This window comes from Streptomyces sp. NPDC048671 (assembly GCF_055587045.1).
The window spans coordinates 314,829-334,850 of the sequence record NZ_JBVJHB010000005.1 but is presented as its reverse complement, the minus strand read 5'-3'; the positions used below and the strand labels follow the sequence as shown (position 1 = coordinate 334,850).

Annotated in this window: 15 protein-coding genes; 8 read left to right on the top strand and 7 right to left on the bottom strand. The window is 71.4% G+C overall.

Annotated features, from left to right (window positions below):
* Positions 1 to 252 precede the first annotated feature (252 nt).
* Positions 253 to 933 (bottom strand): RloB family protein, encoded by a 681-nt coding sequence (locus ACZ6S6_RS12615; protein WP_469705406.1) that lies wholly within the window; start codon positions 931 to 933, stop codon positions 253 to 255.
* Entirely contained in the window at positions 933 to 2,198 is a 1,266-nt protein-coding gene (locus ACZ6S6_RS12610; protein ID WP_469705403.1) for an AAA family ATPase, read from the bottom strand. The genes ACZ6S6_RS12615 and ACZ6S6_RS12610 overlap by 1 nt, the downstream gene beginning before the upstream one ends.
* 276 nt (positions 2,199 to 2,474) lie before the next feature.
* Here ACZ6S6_RS12610 and ACZ6S6_RS12605 point away from each other — a divergent pair, with 276 nt between their 5' ends.
* From ACZ6S6_RS12605 to ACZ6S6_RS12595, 3 genes are all read left to right on the top strand, one after another.
* On the top strand, positions 2,475 to 3,632 hold the full coding sequence (locus tag ACZ6S6_RS12605; RefSeq protein WP_469705401.1) for an acyl-CoA dehydrogenase family protein: 1,158 nt from the start codon (positions 2,475 to 2,477) through the stop codon (positions 3,630 to 3,632).
* A gap of 19 nt (positions 3,633 to 3,651) precedes the next feature.
* The gene (gene tesB / locus ACZ6S6_RS12600) at positions 3,652 to 4,539 is read left to right on the top strand and encodes an acyl-CoA thioesterase II (RefSeq protein ID WP_362959829.1); all 888 of its coding nucleotides are present in this window, start codon (positions 3,652 to 3,654) and stop codon (positions 4,537 to 4,539) included.
* A 76-nt stretch (positions 4,540 to 4,615) separates the two neighbouring features.
* The gene (locus tag ACZ6S6_RS12595) at positions 4,616 to 5,653 is read left to right on the top strand and encodes a cation diffusion facilitator family transporter (protein ID WP_469705398.1); all 1,038 of its coding nucleotides are present in this window, start codon (positions 4,616 to 4,618) and stop codon (positions 5,651 to 5,653) included.
* A 40-nt stretch (positions 5,654 to 5,693) separates the two neighbouring features.
* On the opposite strand, the gene ACZ6S6_RS12590 is transcribed toward ACZ6S6_RS12595, so the two are convergent.
* Positions 5,694 to 6,056, bottom strand: coding sequence for a DoxX family protein (locus ACZ6S6_RS12590; RefSeq protein WP_469705396.1), 363 nt, complete (start codon positions 6,054 to 6,056; stop codon positions 5,694 to 5,696).
* Between the two features lie 104 nt (positions 6,057 to 6,160).
* Here ACZ6S6_RS12590 and ACZ6S6_RS12585 point away from each other — a divergent pair, with 104 nt between their 5' ends.
* Positions 6,161 to 6,538: a winged helix-turn-helix transcriptional regulator gene (locus ACZ6S6_RS12585; RefSeq protein ID WP_469705393.1), complete on the top strand. Its 378-nt coding sequence runs from the start codon at positions 6,161 to 6,163 to the stop codon at positions 6,536 to 6,538.
* 97 nt (positions 6,539 to 6,635) lie between these two features.
* On the opposite strand, the gene ACZ6S6_RS12580 is transcribed toward ACZ6S6_RS12585, so the two are convergent.
* Complete coding sequence (locus tag ACZ6S6_RS12580; RefSeq protein WP_362959823.1) at positions 6,636 to 7,415, bottom strand: phosphatase; 780 nt, start codon at positions 7,413 to 7,415, stop codon at positions 6,636 to 6,638.
* Between the two features lie 366 nt (positions 7,416 to 7,781).
* Between ACZ6S6_RS12580 and ACZ6S6_RS12575 the strand changes: the two genes are divergently transcribed.
* Both ACZ6S6_RS12575 and ACZ6S6_RS12570 read left to right on the top strand, forming a co-directional pair.
* The gene (locus ACZ6S6_RS12575) at positions 7,782 to 9,455 is read left to right on the top strand and encodes a glycosyltransferase family 2 protein (RefSeq protein WP_469705391.1); all 1,674 of its coding nucleotides are present in this window, start codon (positions 7,782 to 7,784) and stop codon (positions 9,453 to 9,455) included.
* A 14-nt stretch (positions 9,456 to 9,469) separates the two neighbouring features.
* Positions 9,470 to 12,451, top strand: a complete 2,982-nt coding sequence (locus ACZ6S6_RS12570) for an acyltransferase family protein (RefSeq protein WP_469705388.1) — start codon at positions 9,470 to 9,472, stop codon at positions 12,449 to 12,451.
* Here the strand turns inward: ACZ6S6_RS12570 and ACZ6S6_RS12565 are convergent.
* The 3 genes from ACZ6S6_RS12565 to ACZ6S6_RS12555 all read right to left on the bottom strand — a co-directional run bounded on the left by ACZ6S6_RS12565 (position 12,411) and on the right by ACZ6S6_RS12555 (position 16,226).
* A complete protein-coding gene (locus ACZ6S6_RS12565; protein WP_469705386.1) occupies positions 12,411 to 13,940 on the bottom strand; it encodes a DUF6056 family protein in 1,530 nt (509 codons plus the stop codon). The two genes, ACZ6S6_RS12570 and ACZ6S6_RS12565, sit on opposite strands and share 41 nt — an antisense overlap.
* Before the next feature lie 64 nt (positions 13,941 to 14,004).
* Positions 14,005 to 15,441, bottom strand: coding sequence for a glycosyltransferase (locus ACZ6S6_RS12560; protein ID WP_469705384.1), 1,437 nt, complete (start codon positions 15,439 to 15,441; stop codon positions 14,005 to 14,007).
* A 140-nt stretch (positions 15,442 to 15,581) separates the two neighbouring features.
* Positions 15,582 to 16,226: an SACE_7040 family transcriptional regulator gene (locus tag ACZ6S6_RS12555; protein ID WP_362959810.1), complete on the bottom strand. Its 645-nt coding sequence runs from the start codon at positions 16,224 to 16,226 to the stop codon at positions 15,582 to 15,584.
* 95 nt (positions 16,227 to 16,321) lie between these two features.
* Here ACZ6S6_RS12555 and ACZ6S6_RS12550 point away from each other — a divergent pair, with 95 nt between their 5' ends.
* The gene (locus ACZ6S6_RS12550; protein ID WP_469705381.1) at positions 16,322 to 17,929 is read left to right on the top strand and encodes a carboxyl transferase domain-containing protein; all 1,608 of its coding nucleotides are present in this window, start codon (positions 16,322 to 16,324) and stop codon (positions 17,927 to 17,929) included.
* 13 nt (positions 17,930 to 17,942) lie between these two features.
* Positions 17,943 to 20,021, top strand: coding sequence for an acetyl/propionyl/methylcrotonyl-CoA carboxylase subunit alpha (locus ACZ6S6_RS12545; RefSeq protein ID WP_469705621.1), 2,079 nt, complete (start codon positions 17,943 to 17,945; stop codon positions 20,019 to 20,021).
* Position 20,022 lies beyond the last annotated feature (1 nt).

Genomic DNA, 20,022 nt, shown 5'->3' with positions numbered 1-20,022 from the left:
GACGGCGGCCCTGGAACCGCCGGACCAGAACCGGTACGACTCCCCCAGCCCGGCTGGACACTCGGGGCTTAGCCGCACACCGAGATGCTTCTCGTCTGGATCTCGCTGCACGGCACTCCTCGACCGGGACCGGGACTATCTGCACGTCCACACGGAGCTGTGGATCGCCTTGCGGTACAGGCGAGCACTCAGAGCAAACCCCACCGGGCGCATCACCGGACTCGGCGGAACCGATCAGGCCGGCAGCGGGCGTCAGTACGACGCGATGCCGAGCCCCTTCTCGACGAACTCGAAGACGTCCGTGTACGGGTCGCGGTGAGCTTTCGCGATGTAGTCGGGGTGCTCGGCATTCATGTCGAGAGCGTTCTTCTTGGCATCGGCGAAGCGGCTCTCGATCTGCTTCGGGATGACGGACTTGATGCCGCCGGGCACCTGGTGCCAGTCAGAGGGAAGCCGTTGTTCGGCCATTCCGCAGACCCCGCCGAAGGTCCCCGTGACGGACTTCAGGTGCAGCACGCGCCAGATCTCGAAGCACGGGTGCGAGTAGGCGACCTCCACGCCGGCCTTGGCCGCCCGGGACAGCGCCGTCTCCACCCCTTCGTGCTGATCCCTGTCGAACAGGCACCAGACCTGAGGCCACAGCGCCTTGGCCAGGCCGGCCCGCTTGGCCTCCCTGTTCTTCTCACGCAGCAAGGCGATCGCCTTTTCGACGAGGATCAGCGGCTTGCGCTGCGACCCCTCGTCCGACGCGTTGGCGATCTGGACGTCAACGGTGGTCCCCGGTTGCTTGAGCGTGCCGAGCTGCCGGACGGCTTTGATGTACTCCGGCTCGGTGACCTTGCCCTCGGTGAAGACGTACACGACCCGGCTGCGCCCGCGGCCGTAGGCCTTGCCCGATGTGAGGGACGCGTTCCCCTTGGTGCTCCTCGCCATCAGACGTGCTCCGCACTCTCGGTGCCCTCGTCCCGCACTGCCCCCAAGCGGCGGACGATCTGCCCGGCCAGGAGCGACGGAACGCCGCCGAACGCACCTTCCAGGTAGGACTTCGCCAGGTCTTCGTGGGCGCCCGGCGACATGGAGCTCAAGGGATAGAGCTCGGTGGCACCGTCCTCGTCCTTCTCCGTGAACCAGACCTGCCCGGCGTCGAGGAGCCGTTCTCCCGTCGGCGTGCTGAGCACCGTCGCCTCATGGGAGGTGAACACAAGCTGGGCGGCGTTCGGATTGGACAGCGGGTCCTTGAAGAGGCGGATGACCTCTGCGGCGAACCGAGGGTGCAGACTGGCGTCGAGTTCGTCGAGGAGCAGGACCGCTCCGTCGTCGAGGGCCAGGAGCATAGGGCCCAGGAGAGCGAACCAGGAACGGGTACCGAGGGACTCCCGCTGCCAGTCGAGTGCGACCTCACCCGACGCCGTGCGGTGCAGCAGCCGGACCTTGCCGATGCCGTTCACGGACGGTTCGACCACGGCGTCCGTAATGCCGAGGTCGGCGACGCGCAGGAGCTCCTTGATGCGGTATCCCTGCTCACCTGTGAGTTTCGAGGCCGTGAAGTCCTCGCGTTGCGCACGCTCCGTCTCCGGGCCGATGGACCACAGGTTTCGGAACCAGTGGAAGAGCGGAGACAGCTGCGGATGATTGTCCGTGCCCGCCGTCGAGAGCAGCAGGGCGTTGGGGCGGGTCCGGCGGACCAGCTGGGCGCGGTCCTTCACGCGGCTGCTCGGCCACCTGTAGACGTCGGACCGTGAGGCGTCCCGGTCCATCCACTCCTGCTGATGACCCAGTGGATAGCTGTGCACCCATTCGGACTCGACGCGCTGTTCGCCCAGCTCGAATCCGTAGGTCCAGCGAACGCCGTCGATGGCCACATCGACCTCGAAGAAGGTCGGCTCGGCGATGCTCTTCGCGTCCAGTGCGAAGACCTCGCGGGGGATGCCCTGGTACGAAGCCCACTGCGCGTAGGAGTTGAGGACGGCCGTCCGCATCGAGGCGAGACCGTCGAGTACGTTCGACTTGCCTGAGGCGTTCGCTCCGAAGATGCCTACCAGAGGAAATACGGAGACAGACCCGTCGGCCAGCTCCACCTCTCGGGCGACTGATCGTCCTTCGTTCGATGTAGCGACGAAGGACAGCTCCTGCTCGTCACGAAGCGACCTGAAGTTCGCAACACGGAACCTCAGCAGCACGGCGTCCTCCTCTCGCATGTTCTCGCGGTCAGACTAATGGCCGGCACCGGCATCCGGGCGTCTGAGAACCGGCCTCGGCCTCCCGAAACATACCGCTCTCGCCTTGATCGGGTTGCCGAACGGCTGATCATTCCAGAGCCCGCCCTCACTCGTACCGCCGCCGGGATGTGCCCTCAGGAGGGCGTGCTCAGCATCACCCTGGACAGCTCCATGACTGACGGGTAACTTTTGACCATGGCTGAGCAAGCGCTTAGCCGGTGACGAAGCCGAACCAGCCGACCAGGGAGGCACCCCGTGCGCCGTACGGTATTCAACGAGGACCACGAGGCGTTCCGGGAGACCATCCGCGCCTTCATCGCGGCCGAGGTCGTGCCGGTGTACGACGAGTGGTTCGCCGCCGGCGTGGTGCCGCGCGAGTTCTACGGCAAGCTCGGTGAGCTGGGTGTCTTCGGCATCACGGTGGACGAGGAGTACGACGGCGCGGGTATCGACTCGCACAAGTACGAGGCCGTCATCTATGAGGAGACCGCCCGCGCGGGCGTCTCCTTCGGCGGCTCCGGGGTGCACACCCTGCTCGGCCTGCCCTACATCAAGATGCTCGCCACCGACGAGCAGAAGAAGCGCTGGCTGCCGAAGTTCACCACCGGCGAGGAGATGTGGGCCCTGGCGATGACCGAGCCGGGCACCGGCTCCGACGTCGCGGGCATGAAGACCACCGCCAAGCTCTCCGAGGACGGCACGCACTACGTCCTCAACGGCGCCAAGACCTTCATCACCGGCGGGGTGCACGCCGACCGGGTCATCGTCTGCGCCCGCACCTCCGCCCCGCGCGAGGACGACCGCCGCTTCGGCATCTCGCTCTTCGCCGTCGACACCAAGTCCGCCGGCTACTCGGTGGGCCGCAAGCTCGACAAGCTCGGCCTGCGCACCTCCGACACCGCCGAGCTGGCGTTCGTCGATGTCGAGGTCCCGGCCGAGGACCTGCTCGGCGAGGAGAACAAGGGCTTCGGCTACCTCGGCACCAACCTGGCCTCCGAGCGCTGGGGCATCGCCTTCGGCGCGTACGCGCAGGCCGCGGCCGCCGTCCGGTTCGCCAAGGAGTACGTGCTGGACCGCACCGTCTTCGGCAAGACCGTCGCCTCGTTCCAGAACACCAAGTTCGAGCTGGCCGCCTGCCAGGCCGAGGTCGACGCGGCCCAGGCCGTCGCCGACCGCGCGCTCGAAGCACTGGACCAGGGCGAGCTGACCGCCGCCGAGGCCGCCTCCGCGAAGCTGTTCTGCACCGAGGTCGCGCACCGCGTCATCGACCGCTGCCTCCAGCTGCACGGCGGCTACGGCTTCATGAACGAGTACCCGATCGCCCGCCTGTACGCGGACAACCGGGTCAACCGCATCTACGGCGGCACCAGCGAGGTCATGAAGTCGATCATCGCCAAGTCCATGGGCCTTTAGAGCGGCTACGTTCTTCTCCATGAGCACAGCACACGACCCCCTGCTCGATCTGCTCCAGCTGCTCGACCTGGAGCAGATCGAGCGGGACATCTTCCGGGGCACGAGCCGTTCGGCGCTCGTGCCCCGTGTCTTCGGCGGACAGGTCGCGGCCCAGGCACTGGTCGCCGCGGGCCGCACCGTCCCGGCCGACCGGACCGCCCACTCACTGCACTCGTACTTCCTGCGGGCGGGCGACCCGGGCGCGCCGATCGTCTACAGCGTCGACCGGATCCGGGACGGGCGCTCCTTCACCACCCGGCGGGTCGTCGCCGTCCAGCACGGGCAGCCGATCTTCCACCTCTCCGCGTCCTTCCAGACGTACGAGGAGGGCCTGGAGCACCAGGCGGACATGCCGGCCGCACCCGACCCGGAGACGCTGCCCACGGCCGCCGAGATGCTGCCGCGCCACGCGCACCGGTTCAGCGATCCGGGTGTCGTGGACCGGCTGATCGAGGCACGGGCCGCGGTCGATCTGCGGTACGTGGACGCCCCGCCGTTCGGCACCGTCGGCCAGCCGCGCGAGCCGCGTTCGCAGGTGTGGTTCCGTACCAACGGCAAGCTGGCGGACGACCCGCTGCTGCACGTCTGCATGGCCACGTACGTCTCCGACATGACACTGCTCGACTCGGTGCTCCTCGCCCACGGGCGCGGCGGCTGGGCGGTCGGTGACGTGGTGGGCGCGAGCCTGGACCACGCGATGTGGTTCCACCGGCCGTTCCGGGCCGACGAGTGGCTGCTGTACGACCAGGAGTCGCCGTCCGCGTCCGGCGGGCGCGGGCTGGGCCAGGCCCGTATCTACACGCAGGACGGCCGGCTGGCGATCACCGTCATCCAGGAGGGCGTCGTCCGGGTCCCCCGCGGACACTGAACGGGACGCCGCGCGGCAACACAGGACACTGTGCGGCAGCTCCGACATATTACGTAGGTCCGACATACTCGCCATCATGAGTGACGAGAAATCAGCCGGCGGCGAGTCCACGTTCACCGTCATCGTCGCCGCGGCCGCCAATCTCGGGATCGCCGTGGCGAAGGCCGTCGCGGGGCTGATCAGCGGATCGAGCGCGATGCTCTCCGAGGCGGCCCACTCGGTCGCCGACACCGTCACCGAACTGCTGCTGCTCACCGCGCTCAAGCGCAGCGAGAAGCCCGCCGACGAGGAACACCCGCTGGGGTACGGCCCCGAACGGTACATCTGGGCGATGCTCGCCTCCGTCGCCACCTTCGTCGGCGGCGCGGTCTTCTCGGTCTACGACGGCGTCCACACCCTGGTCGAGGGCGAGAACCTCGGCGATCCGCTCGTCTCGTACATCGTGCTGGGCGTGGCCTTCCTGCTGGAGGGCTACTCGCTGCGTACCGGGCTGCGGCAGGTGCGCCGGGAGGCCGTCCGGCTGGACACCCCCGCCACCCGCTACTTCCGGCACACCCCGGACACCGCGGTCAAGGCCGTCGTCATGGAGGACTCGGCGGCGCTGGTGGGTCTGCTGCTGGCCGCGGGCGGGCTGCTCGGGGGCCAGTTGTCGGGCTCCGGGGTCTGGGACGGTGTCGCGTCGATCCTGATCGGCGCGCTGCTCGTGTACGTGGCCTGGGTGCTCGGCCGGTCCAACGCCCAGCTGCTGATCGGCCGGCCGGTGTCGCAGTCGATGCGGGAGGGGGTGCGGGATGAACTGCTGACCGTGCCGCACATCATCGACGTACTGGAGCTGACCACGCTCATCCAGGGGCCGGACGAGATCCTGATCGCCGCCAAGATCGACTTCCGGGACGTGGCCAGTGCCGAGCAGGTCGAGTGGGCCTGCGAGGAGGCCGAGCAGCAGTTGCGGGAGCGGTATCCGTCGATCCAGCGGGTCTATCTGGACCCGACGCCGGGGCTGGAGCAGCGGCGCCGGGCCCGCGCCGCCGGGCGAAACCCCCTCACCGGGCCCGGTGAGGACGAAGGGCCCGGTGAGGACGGAGAGCCCGGTGGGGATGAAGGGGCAGGGTGAGGACGAAGGGTGGGGTGAGCGGGGGCCGGCCCCCCCACGGTCACCAGGTCGTGGCCAGTGCGGCGGCCGCTGCCGCCAGTACGACGAGCGCGGCGTTCAGACCGGTCTCCCGGGCCTCGCCCCGGGACAGGTGCAGGCCCGCCGCCATCACCTGGAGCACGGCCAGGCCGATCGCGGCCGCCATCGCGAGGCCGGGCACGATGCCCGTGAGCGGCGGCAGTACGAGGCCGGCGGCACCGAGGATCTCGACGGCGCCGATGACCCGGACCAGCCGCATCGGAACCGTGTCCACCCAGCCCATCATGGGCGCCAGCCGCTCCTTGGACTGCACGGCCTTCTTGCCGCCGGCGTACAGGTAGAAGACCCCCAGGAGTCCGGCGACGATCCAGTAAGCGATCTCCATCTGCGTCCTCCGTCATGGTTACGACTTGTTCGTAGCCACATGGTCGGTGACTATGAGGACGCTTACAAAAGGCACACCGGTGTGCGTTGCGAACAGGGGGCGCCATGTCGAAGTACCGCAGCACCTGCCTCATCCGCGGCGACGGCGGCCGGGCGATCCGGGGCATCCTGGACCGCGTCGGCGACAAGTGGACCCTGCTGGTGGTGGCCACCCTCGACGGCGAGCGGATGCGCTTCACCGAGCTCCAGCAGCGCATCCCGGGCATCTCGCAGCGGATGCTCACGCGTACGGTCCGGCACCTGGAGCGCGACGGTCTGGTGACCCGCACGGCGTTCCCCGAGGTCCCGCCGCGCGTCGAGTACGAGCTCACCGCGACGGGACGCACCCTGATCGGGCCCGCCGTGAAGCTGGCCGAGTGGGCCGTCGACAACAACCCCGGGATCGAGCGGAGCCAGGCCTCCTACGACGCGCGGAAACCCTGAGGCGTCGCAGGAGGAAGCCCGGCCCCGTCCTCCCCGCGCGGGCGTCGCGGCGCGGGAAGCCCCGTCCTCCCCGCGCAGGAGTCGCGGCGCCCCCGGCTCAGAGCAGTCCGGCCGCGTCCAGCAGGTAGTCCGTCATCGGGTCGTAGAACCGCGGGTCCAGCACGTGGTCGTCCAGCGGGACGGCCACCTGGAGGGTTCCCTCGGACTCCCCCAGGAACAGCGCGGGGTCGTTGCAGTCCGCGTATCCGATGGCGTCGAGGCCGCGCTGCGCCGCACACCCGGCCCAGCCGTGGTCGGCGACGACCAGGTCGGGCATGGGGCGGCCCTCCCGCTCCAGGCCGTCCAGGATCGCCGCCATCGGGGCCGGGGAGTGGGTGTGCCAGAGGGTCGCGCCGCGCTCCTGCACGGCGACCTCCGCGAACTGGAAGACCATGCCCTCGTCCGCCATCAGCCCGGACGGGATCCGGACGATCTCGCAGCCGGCCGCCCCCAGGGCGGTCGCCGTCTGTCGGTGGACGTCCAGCAGACCGCCCGGGTGCCCGGTGGCGAACAGCACCCGCTCGGAGCCGTCGGCCGCCTTGCGCAGCCGGGCCGCCGCGCGGTCCAGGGCGGCGACGGTCAGCTCGGGGTCGATGGTGTCCTGGCCGAACCGGTGCTCCGGGTCGTCGCTGACCCCGCACCGCTCGGCCATCACGGCCAGCACGTCCTGCTCGTCGCGCCACCGGTCGCCGAGCTCCAGGCCCAGCCAGAAGTGGCGGTCGCCGTTGGCGAGCTTGCGGTAGTGGGAGAGGTTGTTGTCGCGCGGGGTCGCGACGTCTCCGGCTATACGCGTACGGACGAGATGTTCGACGAGGGCGGCGCGGCTGGGTATCGGCATGAACCCATTGTGCCGTCAGGTGTGCGCTGTGTGCCGTTCGTATGAAGCGGTCGGCGATTCCGGGCCCGGGAACGCGGGGCGGATGCCGCCGCAGCGGCGGCCGGAGGCCGCCGGTGGTGCGGGTCCGGAGCCGCGGGACGGCCTCCTCGGGATGTTGGGTGACTGTTAACCCGCGTGTGACCTGGAACTTCCCGCTCCATCCGGACGGGATCATGAAATAGGTCCAGACCACTCCCGGAGGAATTCCGGACCACTCCCCGCGCGCCCGGCCGACGTCTCACTCCCCGATCATCGGCGAATGGTCTATACCTTTGGCGCTAGGGTGGGTCCCCAGATACCGGGACATGCACAGCCGTGGGGGGCTTTATGACCGTCCATCACTTACCTCAACCTCCGTCCGACCAAGAGCTCTACTGGTACTTCGGACCACAGCGCCGCTGGGTACTGATCAGCTCCTCGTTCGCCTTCGTGCTCACGGCGGCGGCCATGTTCACCTTCGCCCTGCGCACCCCGGCCCTGTGGGCCTTTCTCGCGGTGCTCTCCCTGAACGTCGTCGCCCTCGCGCTCTCGTCGGTCAACAGCCTGCGCCAGCGCCGGCTCACCCGGCGCTCGCACGAAGTGCTCGTGCACGCCTGGGACCCGGCCGAACTGCCGAGCGTCGACCTCTACCTGCCGACCTGCGGGGAACCCCTGCCGGTCCTGGACAACGCCTACCGGGCCGTCGCGGACCTGGACTGGCCCGGCGCGCTGACCGTCTGGGTGCTGGATGACGCGGACAGCCCCGAAGTGGCCGCCCTGGCGGCCGAGTTCGGCTACCGCTACGTCGTACGGCCCGACCGGGGGCATCTGAAGAAGGCGGGCAACCTCAATCACGCGCTCACCCTGAGCAGCGCTCAGTACATCGCCATCCTGGACGCGGACTTCGCGCCCCGGCCCGACTTCCTGCGCCATCTCGTGCCGTACCTGGCCGACCCGGGCGTCGGCATCGTGCAGAGCCCGCAGTGTTTCGACACCGACGAGACGATGGAGTGGATCCAGCGCGCCGCCGGATCGGCCCAGGAGTGGTTCTTCCGCTGGATCCAGCCGTCCCGCGACGCGAGCGACGCGGCGATCTGCTGCGGCAGCAACGCGGTCTACCGGCGCAGCGCCATCGATCTGGCCGGCGGCTTCGCCCGGCTCGACCACAGCGAGGACCTGTACACCGGACTCGCCCTGTACGAGCAGGGGTTCCGGACCCTGTACGTGCCGGTGCTGGTGGCCAAGGGCACCTCGCCGGACAACCTCGCCTCCTTCCTCAACCAGCAGTACCGCTGGGCGATGGGCAATCTGCATCTGATCGGGACCCCGGTCCTCAAGCGGATGGGCGCCCCCTGGCGGATGCGGCTCTGCTTCCACGAGGGCGTCGTCGGCTACCTGACGACGGTGGTGAACACCTTCGCGGCCCCGCTGCCGCCGCTGGTGATGATGTGCTGGTACCCGGATCAGATCCGGCCCTGGCACGTGCTGCCGCTGCTCGCGCCGCTGTGGCTGTGGCACGTGCTGCTGCCGCGGATCAGCCGGACCCGCTGGCGGATCGAGGTGATCCGGGCCAACGTCCTGATGAGCGTGGCCGCCGGAGCCGCCTTCCTGCACACCCTGCGCGGCCACAGCGCGGCGTGGGTGCCCACCGGGGCCGGCGGCGGGAAGCCGGGCACGATGGCGCGGCGCGTGGTGCTCGTCTCGCTCGGCTGGCTCTGCTGCACCACCGGCGCGGCGGCGGGCGGACTCGCCCTGGCCGTCGCCCGCAACGGCTGGGAGCCCAACTGGGGGCTCGGCCTCTATCTGCTGGTGCAGCTCCAGATCAACGTCCCCCTGATCAGGGACCTGTTGACCGGACTGCGCCCGGCCGCCGCCCCTCGGCGGCCCGCACCGGCCCGGCGGCGCACCCGCTCCGTGCTGCCCCGCCGCTGGCCCGAAACGCTCGCCGTGACGGTCACGCTCCTGCTCACCGCTCTGCTCGCGTCCGGCTGGGTCGATCCGATGCTGCCCTGGCTGAGCTGAAAGGCCCTCGTACGATGCCCACCCTCGCCCCTTCCGCTCCGCGGCCCGGGAGCAGCGCCACCCCCGGATCACCGTCCGGTGGCGCCGGACCCGGCGCCCCGGGTTCCCGCCGGTCCGCGTTCCGCCCCGACATCGAGGGGCTGCGCGCGTTCGCGGTCCTCTCGGTCCTCGCCTTCCACGCGTCCGTACCCGCCCTGGCCGGCGGGTTCGTCGGCGTGGACGTCTTCTTCGTCATATCCGGCTACCTGATCACCGGACTGCTGGTGCGGGAGGCCGTCACCACCGGCCGGATCCGGCTGGGCGAGTTCTTCGCCCGCCGGGCCCGCCGGCTGCTGCCCTCGGCCGCCGTGGTGCTGGTCGCGGTCGCGGTCGCCGGGGCCTGGCTGACCGTCCCGCTGCGCCGCACGGATCTGGAGAACGACGTCGTGGCGTCGGCCCTGTCCGTCGCCAACTGGCGTTTCGTCCAGCAGCAGACCGACTATCTGGCCGCCGGGCAGGACGAGAGCCCGCTGCTGCACTTCTGGTCGCTGGCGGTGGAGGAGCAGTTCTATCTGTGCTGGGCCCCGCTGCTCGCCGTGCTCGCGGTCCTCGCCGCACGTTCGGCGCGCCGGGGGCGTGCGCTGCGGCCGGCGGCGCTCGCCCTCACCGCCCTGCTGACGCTCGGCACCTTCGCCCTCTCGCTGCGCTGGACAGGCGACTCCGTCTCGCTGGCGTACCTCGGAACGCCTTCGCGCGTCTGGCAGTTCGGCGTCGGCGCGCTGCTGGCCCTGCTGCCGTGGCATCTGCTGCGCGGGCCGCGCCCGCTGCGACTGCTGTGCGGCTGGGCGGGGGCGGCGGCGCTCGTGTGGTGCGTGCTGCGGTACGACGCCTCGACGCCGTACCCCGGATACGCGGCGCTCGTCCCGACCCTGGCCACGGCCGCGGTCATCCTGGCCGGGACACCCGGACGGCGCCCGGACGGGGCGGCCGGGCCGACCAGGTACGGGGTGGGGCGGCTGCTGTCGATGCGGGCTCCCGGGGCGGTCGGCAGGCTCTCGTACACCCTGTACCTCTGGCACTGGCCGGTGCTCGTCCTGGCCGAGGCCCGCTTCGGCGCCCTCGGCTGGCCCGCGAGAACGGCGCTGACGCTGGCCTCGGTGCTGCCCGCCCTGGCGACCGCGCGCTGGGTGGAACGGCCGCTGCGGCACAGCCGTACGCTCTCCGAACTGCCCAGGCGGGGCCTGTCGTTGGGGCTCGCGGCGGTGGTCGTGCCGGTGGCCCTGGCGCTGGTGGTGGGCACCACCACGCTGCATCTGCTGGGCCCGGCAGCCCCGGTGGACGCGAAGGGGCTGCCGCCGGGGGCGGCCGACGGCCCCTCGCTGCTGACGCGGACCGGTGCGCCGCCCGCCGGTGGCCCCGTGGTGCCGAGCCCCGTGCAGGCCCGCGAGAGCTTCCCGCCGGACGGGGCGTGCGAGGTGGCGCCGCCGGTGACGAGCAGCCCGCCCTGCCTGTTCGGGGCGGTGGACAGCCCGCACCGGGTCGTCCTGCTCGGCGACTCGCACGCCGGGCAGTGGTTCTCGCCGTTGCTCTCCCTCGCGGCCAAGCGCGGCTGGGCCCTCCAGGAGCTGGTGAAGCAGGGCTGCCCGCTCCCCGAACTGTCGGTGGTGAACCCGCAGTTGGGGCGCACGTACCACGAGTGCGACAGCTGGCGGGCCGACAGCCTGGCCCGGCTGCGCAAGGGGCCGAAGCCCGAGCTGATCGTGATCGGCTCCCTGAACCGCTACACCGATGACCAGAAACTGCTGCTCAGGGGCTGGGAGAAGACCCTGAAGCCGCTGCGCGCGCTCGGGGTGCCGGTGGTCTACATCGAGGACACTCCGGTGCCGGGGACCGACGTCCCGGCGTGCGTCTCCGGGCACCTCACGGACCCGGAGGCCTGCGCCTTCGGCCGGGAGGAGGCGCGGTGGCCCGATCCGCTGGCGCGGAAGGCGGCGGCCGGCGCGCTGCCCGGGGTGCGGACCGTGGAGGTGAACTCGGTGCTGTGCCCGGCCGCCGGGCCCACCTGCCCGGCGGTCCTGGACCGGATCCTGCTCTACCGGGACGACGCCCATCTGACCGATGTCGCGGCCGTGGTGCTGGCGCCCCGGCTCGAACGGCTACTCATGCGGACGGGCGCACCGGCGGCGGACGGCTGGACCCGGCTGCTGCACGAGGACTTCGACGGCCCCGCGGGCAGCCGCCCGGCCGCCTCCCGGTGGCGGTACGACCGCGGCACCTGCTATCCGGGCTGCCCGGCCCCGCGGTGGGGCACCGGGGAGATCGAGACGATGACGGACTCCACGGACAACGTCCGCCTCGACGGGAAGGGGGCGCTGGAGATCGTGCCCACCCGGCGCGAGGGGCGGTGGTACTCGGGCCGTATCGAGTCCCGGCGCTCCGACTTCGCCCCGCCGCCCGGCGGCGTCCTGCGGATCGAGGCGTCGATCGCCCTGCCGGACGTCACGGGTGCGGCGGCGGCCGGCTACTGGCCGGCCTTCTGGACCATGGGCGCCGAGCTGCGCGACGGGTACACGGGGTGGCCGGCCACCGGTGAACTCGACGTGATGGAGTCCGTCAACGGCCGGGACGCCGTCTTCGCCACCATGCACTGCGGCACCCTGGACGGCGGTCCCTGCCAGGAGCCGGTGGGGCTCACCTCGCCCCGGCAGAAGTGCTCCGGCTGTCGCGGCGCGTTCCACTCGTACGCCGTGGAGGTCGACACCGCGCCCGGCGCCGAGGAGGTCCGCTGGTATCTGGACGGCCGGGTGTTCCACCGGGTGAAGGCGTCCGGCATGGACGCGGCCACCTGGGACCGGGCGGTGAAGCAGGGACAGTTCCTGATCCTGAACGTGGCGGTGGGCGGCGCGCTGCCGGCCGCCGACGGCGCCACGCCGGGCCCCGCGACGGAGCCGGGTCACCCGATGCGGGTGGCGGAGGTCAGCGTGTCGGTCCGGGAGCCGGCCGGGTCGCGTAGGTGATCCGCTTCAGGTGGTAGTACTGCGCCGTGCAGGGGGCCGGCCAGATACTGCGGCCGTGGTGGCCGAAGGGGTCGCGCATCTGCCCCACCGAGGCCGGTACGTACGGCAGGACCTCGGCGCCCCGGGCCACCTCCTTGCGCAGCAGCCGGTCCTGGCGGTCCCAGTGCCGGGCCCGTACGCCCATGTCGTGCGCGAGGCCGGTCAGCGGCACGGCCAGCCCCACGCAGACCGCCGCGCAGAGCACCGCCGCCGTTCCCGTGACGAGGGGAACGGCGGCGGTGCCCCGCCCCCGGACGCGCAGGGCGTCACCGAGCAGGGCGCCGAGTGCGACGAGCAGCAGCACGAACAGGAACAGGTAGTCGTTCCAGGTGCGGGTGCCATACGTCATCATGTTGTGCTCGAAGGCGGGGAGGGTGACGAGGGTGCAGAGGTATCCGGACACCAGGAACGCCGCCACCGCGGCCAGGGCCGGGAGGAGCGGCCGGCCGCGCAGCGGTCCGTCGCCGGCCGGGTCGCCCCCGCGCAGCAGCAGGCCGAGCAGGACGCCGACGGCGAGTGCGCCGAGGTAGGTCCAGGTGGTGAGGACGGTCCCCAGGATGTCGCCGAAGGTCCCCAGCGCGTCGGCCAGCGACCCGGTGTCGGCGATTGACGTGGCGCCGGTGCGGAACCGCTGACGGCGGTCGCGGGACCCCGGCGAGGTGTAGATGATGATCATCCCCGCCACCACGGCGGCCAGCGCGACGCCGCACCACAGGCGGGTGCGGTCGCGGGCGGGGCCCGGCCGCGACCGGAGGCTGAGCAGCAGGGCCGTGCAGAGCAGGACGCCCGACACGATCGCGGTCCCTTCCGAGAGGGTCCCGACGAAGAGCCCGGCCACGACGGCGACGCACAGCGTGAGGATCCGCCCGCGCCGCGACCGGGCCCGCAGCAGCGGGATCACCGCGGCGGCGGCCAGGGCCGGGGCGACGGTGTGCGAGACGGAGGAGGCCGGCCAGTAGAACGTCTTGTACGTGTTGGGGGTGGCGAAGAAGAACACCACCACGGTCATCGACGCGACGAGCAGCGGCACTCCGCGCGGCGCGGTCCGCCCGGCGCCGCGCAGCGCGGCCGGGACCAGCGCCCACACCACGGCCAGGATCAGCAGCCCGCTGACCGTGGCGTACCACTGCTGGCCCGCCACGCCCCCGGCCCCGTAGAGCGCGACCATCAGCGCGTTGGCGATGCGCCCGTTGTCGTGCAGGTAGAACTTCCCGATCATGCCGGAGACGCCTTCGTCCCGCAGTACGGGCAGGAAGCACCAGTCGTCGCCGCCCGGCCGCACCAGCCGCCCGATCCAGAAGGACGCGCCCAGCAGGGCGAGCGGGAACACGGTGAGGACGGCCGCCCAGAGCGGGATGCGGGATCTCGGGGCCCGTACGCCGTCCGGCCGGTGGGACGCGTTCCCCGCCCCGGGCGGGGTGTCCGCTGTTCCCGATGCTTCCGCGCTCATGGAGGTGCCGGTTCCCTTCGTGCGGTGCCGTTGTGTACGTGTGCCGTGCCGGTGCCGTGGGAGGTCAGTCGCCGGAGCGGCCGGCCCGGGAGTCGGCCAGCGGTTCCGGTTGCCGGGACACGGCCGCACCGGAGGTGATCGCCCACCGGGCGAGCAGGAAGGAGAACGGGGTGGCGAGAATTCCGGCGGTGAGCGCGGCGATGTTCTTTCCCATGCCCAGATGGCTCACGCCGACATAGAGCAGCACCCCGGACAGGACGAGATTGACGAGGCTCGACAGCGGAAAGCGGACGAAGGCCCGCCAGGTCGGACTGGTCCGGCAGGTGATGTAGGAATTGAGCAGGAAGGAGCCGACAATGCTGACGCAGTAGCCGATGACGTGGGCGCTCAGATACGGAATCCAGTGGTTGAGCGTCGCGTACACGGACAGATAGACCGCCGTATTGACGACCCCGATCATGGCGAAGGTGATGAATTGGCGCACGGTCCGGGAACGGCCCGATCCAAAGGCACTCGCGCCGCCGCCCCTCACCCGTAACGGCATCTCGGGTGCGGCGGGTGTGGCGGGAGCGGGCCGCTCGCTGGTTTCCCGGATCAGGTAGTGGGGGCGGTTCTTCGTCTCGCAGTAGATGCGGCCGACGTATTCACCGACGATTCCGAGCGTGGCCAGCTGGATCCCGCCGAGCGCCACGACGGCGGTGAGCAGGGTGGTGTAGCCGGGCACCCCCACTCCGTTGCGCGCCACCTCCACGATGATCCACAGGGCGTACCCCATCGCCGCCAGGGCCAGCAGGAGGCCGGCGTAGACGGCCAGCCGCAGGGGGCGGTTGTTGAAGGAGATCAGCCCGTCGATGCCGTAGTTGAGCAGCCGCCTGCCGCCCCACTTCGAGCGCCCCGCCACCCGCTGGGCGTTGTGGTAGGTGAAGCTGGTGGTGTCGAAGCCGATCCAGGAGAAGATCCCCTTGGAGAACCGGTTGGACTCGGGGAGCGCGAGCACACTGTCCACCGCGCGGCGGGACAGCAGCCGGAAGTCGCCCTCGCCGTCGACCACCGACACGTCCATGAAGTGCCCCATGGCGCGGTAGTAGGAGCGGCTGGCGAACGAACGCAGGGCGCCCTCGCCCTCGCGGTCGCGCCGGGCGATCACCTGGTCGTATCCGTGCCCGCTCAACTCCATCATCCGGGGCAGGAGTTCGGGCGGGTGCTGGAGATCGGCGTCCATGAGCACCACAAAATCCCCGCGGGACATACGGAGTCCGGCGAGCATGGCGGCCTCCTTGCCGAAATTGCGGCTGAAGGCGGTGTACCGGACCCGTTCGTCGACGGCGGCCAGGTGGATCAGTTCGGCACGGGTGAGATCTTCGCTGCCGTCGTCGACATAGCAGACCTCGAAGCTCTTCCCAGTGGGTTCGAGGGCGGCGACCAGCGCGCGGTGAAACACCTTGACGGCCTCGTCCTCGTTATAGCAAGGGACGACGATCGATACCTGGCAGCTTTTCATTCAATTCCCCATCAGGCGCGGACGCGACCGTCCCGAAGCCTATGTCCGCACCCTGCCGAAACAACTCAGGCGAAAGGGAGTCGCGGGGAAAAGTCTGTACGGATTCACACCCGGTGGTCCGGGGTGTGCTTTCCGGCGGCCTATTCCGGAATACCGTCCGGCGACGGCCGCGCGCCGCCCGCCGCGTCGAACGCGCCCCGGGCCAGCCGGTGCAGCAGCGCCGCCGTGTCCGTGCGGTCGGGCAGGGCGCCGGGGCGGCCCAGGTGCGGGGTGGAGTTCAGCAGGCCGAAGACGGCGTGCACCGCGGCGCGCGCCTCGTGTTCGGGGAGATCCGGGTAGAGGTCGCGGACGACGCCGACCCACACCTCGACGTACTGCCGCTGGAGCCGGCGCACCCGCTTGCGGTCGGTGTCCCGCAGGCGGTCCAGCTCCCGGTCGTGCAGGGTGATCAGGGGGCGGTCGTCGAGGGCGAAGTCGATGTGGCCCTCGATGAGCGCGTCCAGGAGTGCTTCCCGTGACCCGCCGCGGGAGGCCGCGTCCTCGGACACGCGCAGCTCCCCGCCGGCCAGCAGCCGCTCGCTGATGCCGACCAGCAGCTCGGCGAGCATCGCGTCCTTGCCGGGGAAGTGGCGGTAGAGGCCGGGGCCGCTGATACCGACGGCGGCGCCTATCTCGTCGACGCCGACGCCGTGGAAGCCGCGCTCGGCGAAGAGGCGCGCGGCCTCCTTGAGGATCTGCTCACGGCGGGTGGGAGCCGCGACGCGGGCGGCGGCATGGGTGCTCATGACCAGTCATTCTAGACAGGGGGGTTAGCGCTCGTTAACCTGTAGTGACGTTAACGATCACTAACACCGCGGTACGGGCAAGGGGGCTCGACAGGATGCAGCAGGCACCGGTGCTGGCGAGCGCGGCCGATCCCGCCTCCGAGGCCTGGCAGGCCAACGAGGCGGCGCATCACGCGCTCACCGACGAGCTGCGCAAGCGGCTCGCCACGGCCAGGCTCGGCGGGGGTGAGAAGGCCCGCGCCCGGCATGTGGCGCGCGGCAAGCTGCTGCCCAGGGAGCGGGTGGACACCCTGCTCGATCCGGGCTCCCCCTTCCTGGAGCTGGCCCCGCTGGCGGCCGAGGGGCTGTACGGGGGATCGGCACCGGCCGCCGGGGTGATCGCCGGGATCGGGCGGGTCAGCGGCCGGGAGTGCGTGATCGTCGCCAATGACGCCACGGTCAAGGGCGGCACGTACTACCCGATGACCGTGAAGAAGCACCTGCGGGCCCAGGAGGTGGCGCTGGAGAACCGGCTCCCCTGCCTGTACCTGGTGGACTCGGGCGGCGCCTTCCTGCCGATGCAGGACGAGGTGTTCCCCGACCGGGAGCACTTCGGGCGGATCTTCTACAACCAGGCCCGGATGTCAGGGGCCGGCATCCCGCAGATCGCGGCGGTCCTCGGGTCCTGCACGGCCGGCGGGGCGTACGTCCCCGCGATGAGCGACGAGGCCGTGATCGTCCGGAACCAGGGGACGATCTTCCTGGGCGGGCCGCCGCTGGTGAAGGCCGCGACCGGTGAGGTCGTGACGGCCGAGGAGCTGGGCGGCGGCGAGGTCCACTCCCGTACGTCCGGGGTCACCGACCACCTCGCCGAGGACGACGCGCACGCGCTGCGGATCGTACGCGACATCGTGGCCACCCTCCCGGACCGGGGCGCGCTGCCCTGGTCCGTGCGGCCGGCCGACGAGCCGGCGGTCGATCCCGCCGGTCTGTACGGGGCCGTGCCCGTCGACTCCCGCACCCCGTACGACGTACGCGAGGTGATCGCCCGGGTCGTCGACGGTTCGCGCTTCGCGGAGTTCAAGGCCGAGTACGGGACGACGCTGATCACCGGCTTCGCGCACATCCACGGCCACCCGGTCGGGATCGTCGCCAACAACGGCATCCTGTTCTCCGAGTCCGCCCAGAAGGGCGCGCACTTCATCGAGCTGTGCGACCAGCGCGGCATCCCGCTGGTCTTCCTCCAGAACATCTCCGGATTCATGGTGGGCCGCGACTACGAGGCCGGCGGCATCGCCAAGCACGGCGCCAAGATGGTCACCGCCGTCGCCTGCACCCGGGTGCCGAAGCTGACCGTGGTGGTCGGCGGGTCCTACGGCGCGGGCAACTACTCGATGTGCGGCCGGGCCTACAGCCCCCGCTTCCTGTGGATGTGGCCCAACGCCAAGATCTCCGTCATGGGCGGCGAGCAGGCCGCGTCCGTCCTCGCCACGGTCAAGCGCGACCAGCTGGGCGACGACTGGAGCGCCGAGGACGAGGAGTCCTTCAAGGCCCCGATCCGCGAGCAGTACGAGACCCAGGGCAACGCGTACTACGCCACCGCCCGGCTCTGGGACGACGGCGTGATCGACCCGATGGAGACCCGGCAGGTGCTGGGGCTCGCCCTGACCGCCTGCGCCAACGCCCCGTTGGGCGATGCCGGTTTCGGCGTCTTCCGGATGTGAGGAACACATGACGATGTTCGACACCGTTCTCGTCGCCAACCGCGGCGAGATCGCGGTCCGGGTCATCCGGACCCTGCGCGAGCTGGGGGTGCGCTCGGTCGCCGTCTTCAGCGACGCGGACGCGGACGCCCGGCATGTCCGGGAGGCCGATACGGCGGTACGGATCGGCCCCGCCCCGGCGTCCGAGAGCTATCTCTCGGCGGACCGGCTGCTGGAGGCGGCCCGCCGCACGGGCACGCAGGCCGTCCACCCCGGCTACGGCTTCCTCGCCGAGAACGCGGGCTTCGCCCAGGCGTGCGCGGAAGCGGGTCTGGTCTTCATCGGCCCGCCCGCCGCCGCCATCGCGCTGATGGGCGACAAGATCAGGGCCAAGGAGACGGTCGCCGCGGCCGGCGTCCCGGTCGTACCCGGCTCCACCGGAAGCGACCTGACCGACGGCCAACTGGCCGACGCGGCGAACGAGATCGGCATGCCGGTGCTGCTGAAGCCCTCGGCGGGCGGCGGCGGCAAGGGCATGCGGCTGGTCCGTGACGAGGCGCTCCTCGCGGACGAGATCGCGGCGGCCCGGCGCGAGGCGCGCGCCTCCTTCGGCGACGACACCCTGCTCGTGGAGCGGTGGATCGACCGGCCGCGCCACATCGAGATCCAGGTGCTGGCGGACGGGCACGGCAACGTGGTGCACCTCGGCGAGCGCGAGTGCTCGCTCCAGCGCCGCCACCAGAAGATCATCGAGGAGGCGCCGTCCGTCCTGCTCGACGGGGAGACGCGGGCGGCGATGGGGGAGGCGGCCGTGCAGGCCGCCCGCTCCTGCGGGTACGTCGGCGCGGGCACGGTGGAGTTCATCGTCCCGGGCAACGACCCGTCCTCGTACTACTTCATGGAGATGAACACCCGCCTCCAGGTGGAGCACCCGGTGACCGAGCTGGTCACCGGCCTCGACCTGGTGGAGTGGCAGCTACGCGTCGCGGCCGGTGAGCAACTCCCGTACGAACAGAACGACATCACGCTCACCGGGCACGCCGTCGAGGCCCGGATCTGCGCCGAGGACCCGGCGCGCGGCTTCCTGCCCTCGGGCGGCACCGTGCTGGCGCTGCACGAGCCGCGGGGCGGCGGGGTGCGGACGGACTCGGGGCTGAGTGAGGGCGGCGAGGTCGGCAGCCTGTACGACCCGATGCTGTCGAAGGTGATCGCGTACGGCCCCGACCGGGCGACGGCCCTGCGCCGGCTGCGGGCGGCGCTCGCGGACACGGTGGTCCTGGGCGTCCCGACGAACGCGGGCTTCCTGCGCCGGCTCCTGGGCCACCCGGCCGTGGTGGCGGGCGATCTCGACACCGGCCTGGTGGAGCGCGAGGTGGACGCGCTGGTGCCGGACGGGGTGCCGGAGGAGGTGTACGCGGCCGCCGCGCTGCTGCGGCAGCACTCCCCCGCCGCGGCCGGCCCGCGGGCCTGGGCCGACCCGTTCTCGGCCGGTGACGGCTGGCGCCTGGGCGGCACCCCGGCCCGGACGCTGCGGCACTTCCACATCCCCGGCCACGACCCGGTCCAGGTGGGCCTGCGTCCGTGCGGCACGGGCACCGAGCTGACCTTCGGCCACGTCGGCGAGGGCGCACGGCCACCGGCCCCCGACTCGGGCACCTGCGGACCGCTGGGCCCGCTGCCCGGCAGCGCCGAGACGGCCCGGCTCATCGCGGCGGACGGACACCGCGTCACCCTGGAACTGGCCGGTGTCACCCACACATTCGCCCACGCCGCGTCCCCGGAGGGCCGCTGGCTCGGCCGGGACGGCGACACCTGGCACGTCCGGGACCACGACCCGGTGGAGGCGTCGCTGACCGGCGGCGCCCGCTCCGGGGCGGACACCCTCGCCGCACCCATGCCCGGCACCGTCACGGTGGTGAAGGTGGCCGTCGGAGACGAAGTGGTGGCCGGGCAGAGCCTGCTGGTGGTGGAGGCGATGAAGATGGAGCACGTCATCTCCGCCCCGCACGCCGGCACCGTCACCGAACTCGACGTCACCGCCGGGACCACGGTCGCCATGGACCAGGTACTGGCCGTGGTCACCCCCGTGGCCGCCGCCGGGGAGGAAGCATGAC

Bases quoted from the DNA above. Each gene is read 5' to 3' on its own strand.
- ACZ6S6_RS12615 (WP_469705406.1), bottom strand. From the start codon at position 933: ATGGCGAGGAGCACCAAGGGGAACGCGTCCCTCACATCGGGCAAGGCC.
- ACZ6S6_RS12610 (WP_469705403.1), bottom strand. From the start codon at position 2,198: ATGCGAGAGGAGGACGCCGTGCTGCTGAGGTTCCGTGTTGCGAACTTC.
- tesB (WP_362959829.1), top strand. From the start codon at position 3,652: ATGAGCACAGCACACGACCCCCTGCTCGATCTGCTCCAGCTGCTCGAC.
- ACZ6S6_RS12595 (WP_469705398.1), top strand. From the start codon at position 4,616: ATGAGTGACGAGAAATCAGCCGGCGGCGAGTCCACGTTCACCGTCATC.
- ACZ6S6_RS12590 (WP_469705396.1), bottom strand. From the start codon at position 6,056: ATGGAGATCGCTTACTGGATCGTCGCCGGACTCCTGGGGGTCTTCTAC.
- ACZ6S6_RS12585 (WP_469705393.1), top strand. From the start codon at position 6,161: ATGTCGAAGTACCGCAGCACCTGCCTCATCCGCGGCGACGGCGGCCGG.
- ACZ6S6_RS12580 (WP_362959823.1), bottom strand. From the start codon at position 7,415: ATGCCGATACCCAGCCGCGCCGCCCTCGTCGAACATCTCGTCCGTACG.
- ACZ6S6_RS12575 (WP_469705391.1), top strand. From the start codon at position 7,782: ATGACCGTCCATCACTTACCTCAACCTCCGTCCGACCAAGAGCTCTAC.
- ACZ6S6_RS12570 (WP_469705388.1), top strand. From the start codon at position 9,470: ATGCCCACCCTCGCCCCTTCCGCTCCGCGGCCCGGGAGCAGCGCCACC.
- ACZ6S6_RS12565 (WP_469705386.1), bottom strand. From the start codon at position 13,940: ATGAGCGCGGAAGCATCGGGAACAGCGGACACCCCGCCCGGGGCGGGG.
- ACZ6S6_RS12560 (WP_469705384.1), bottom strand. From the start codon at position 15,441: ATGAAAAGCTGCCAGGTATCGATCGTCGTCCCTTGCTATAACGAGGAC.
- ACZ6S6_RS12555 (WP_362959810.1), bottom strand. From the start codon at position 16,226: ATGAGCACCCATGCCGCCGCCCGCGTCGCGGCTCCCACCCGCCGTGAG.
- ACZ6S6_RS12550 (WP_469705381.1), top strand. From the start codon at position 16,322: ATGCAGCAGGCACCGGTGCTGGCGAGCGCGGCCGATCCCGCCTCCGAG.
- ACZ6S6_RS12545 (WP_469705621.1), top strand. From the start codon at position 17,943: ATGTTCGACACCGTTCTCGTCGCCAACCGCGGCGAGATCGCGGTCCGG.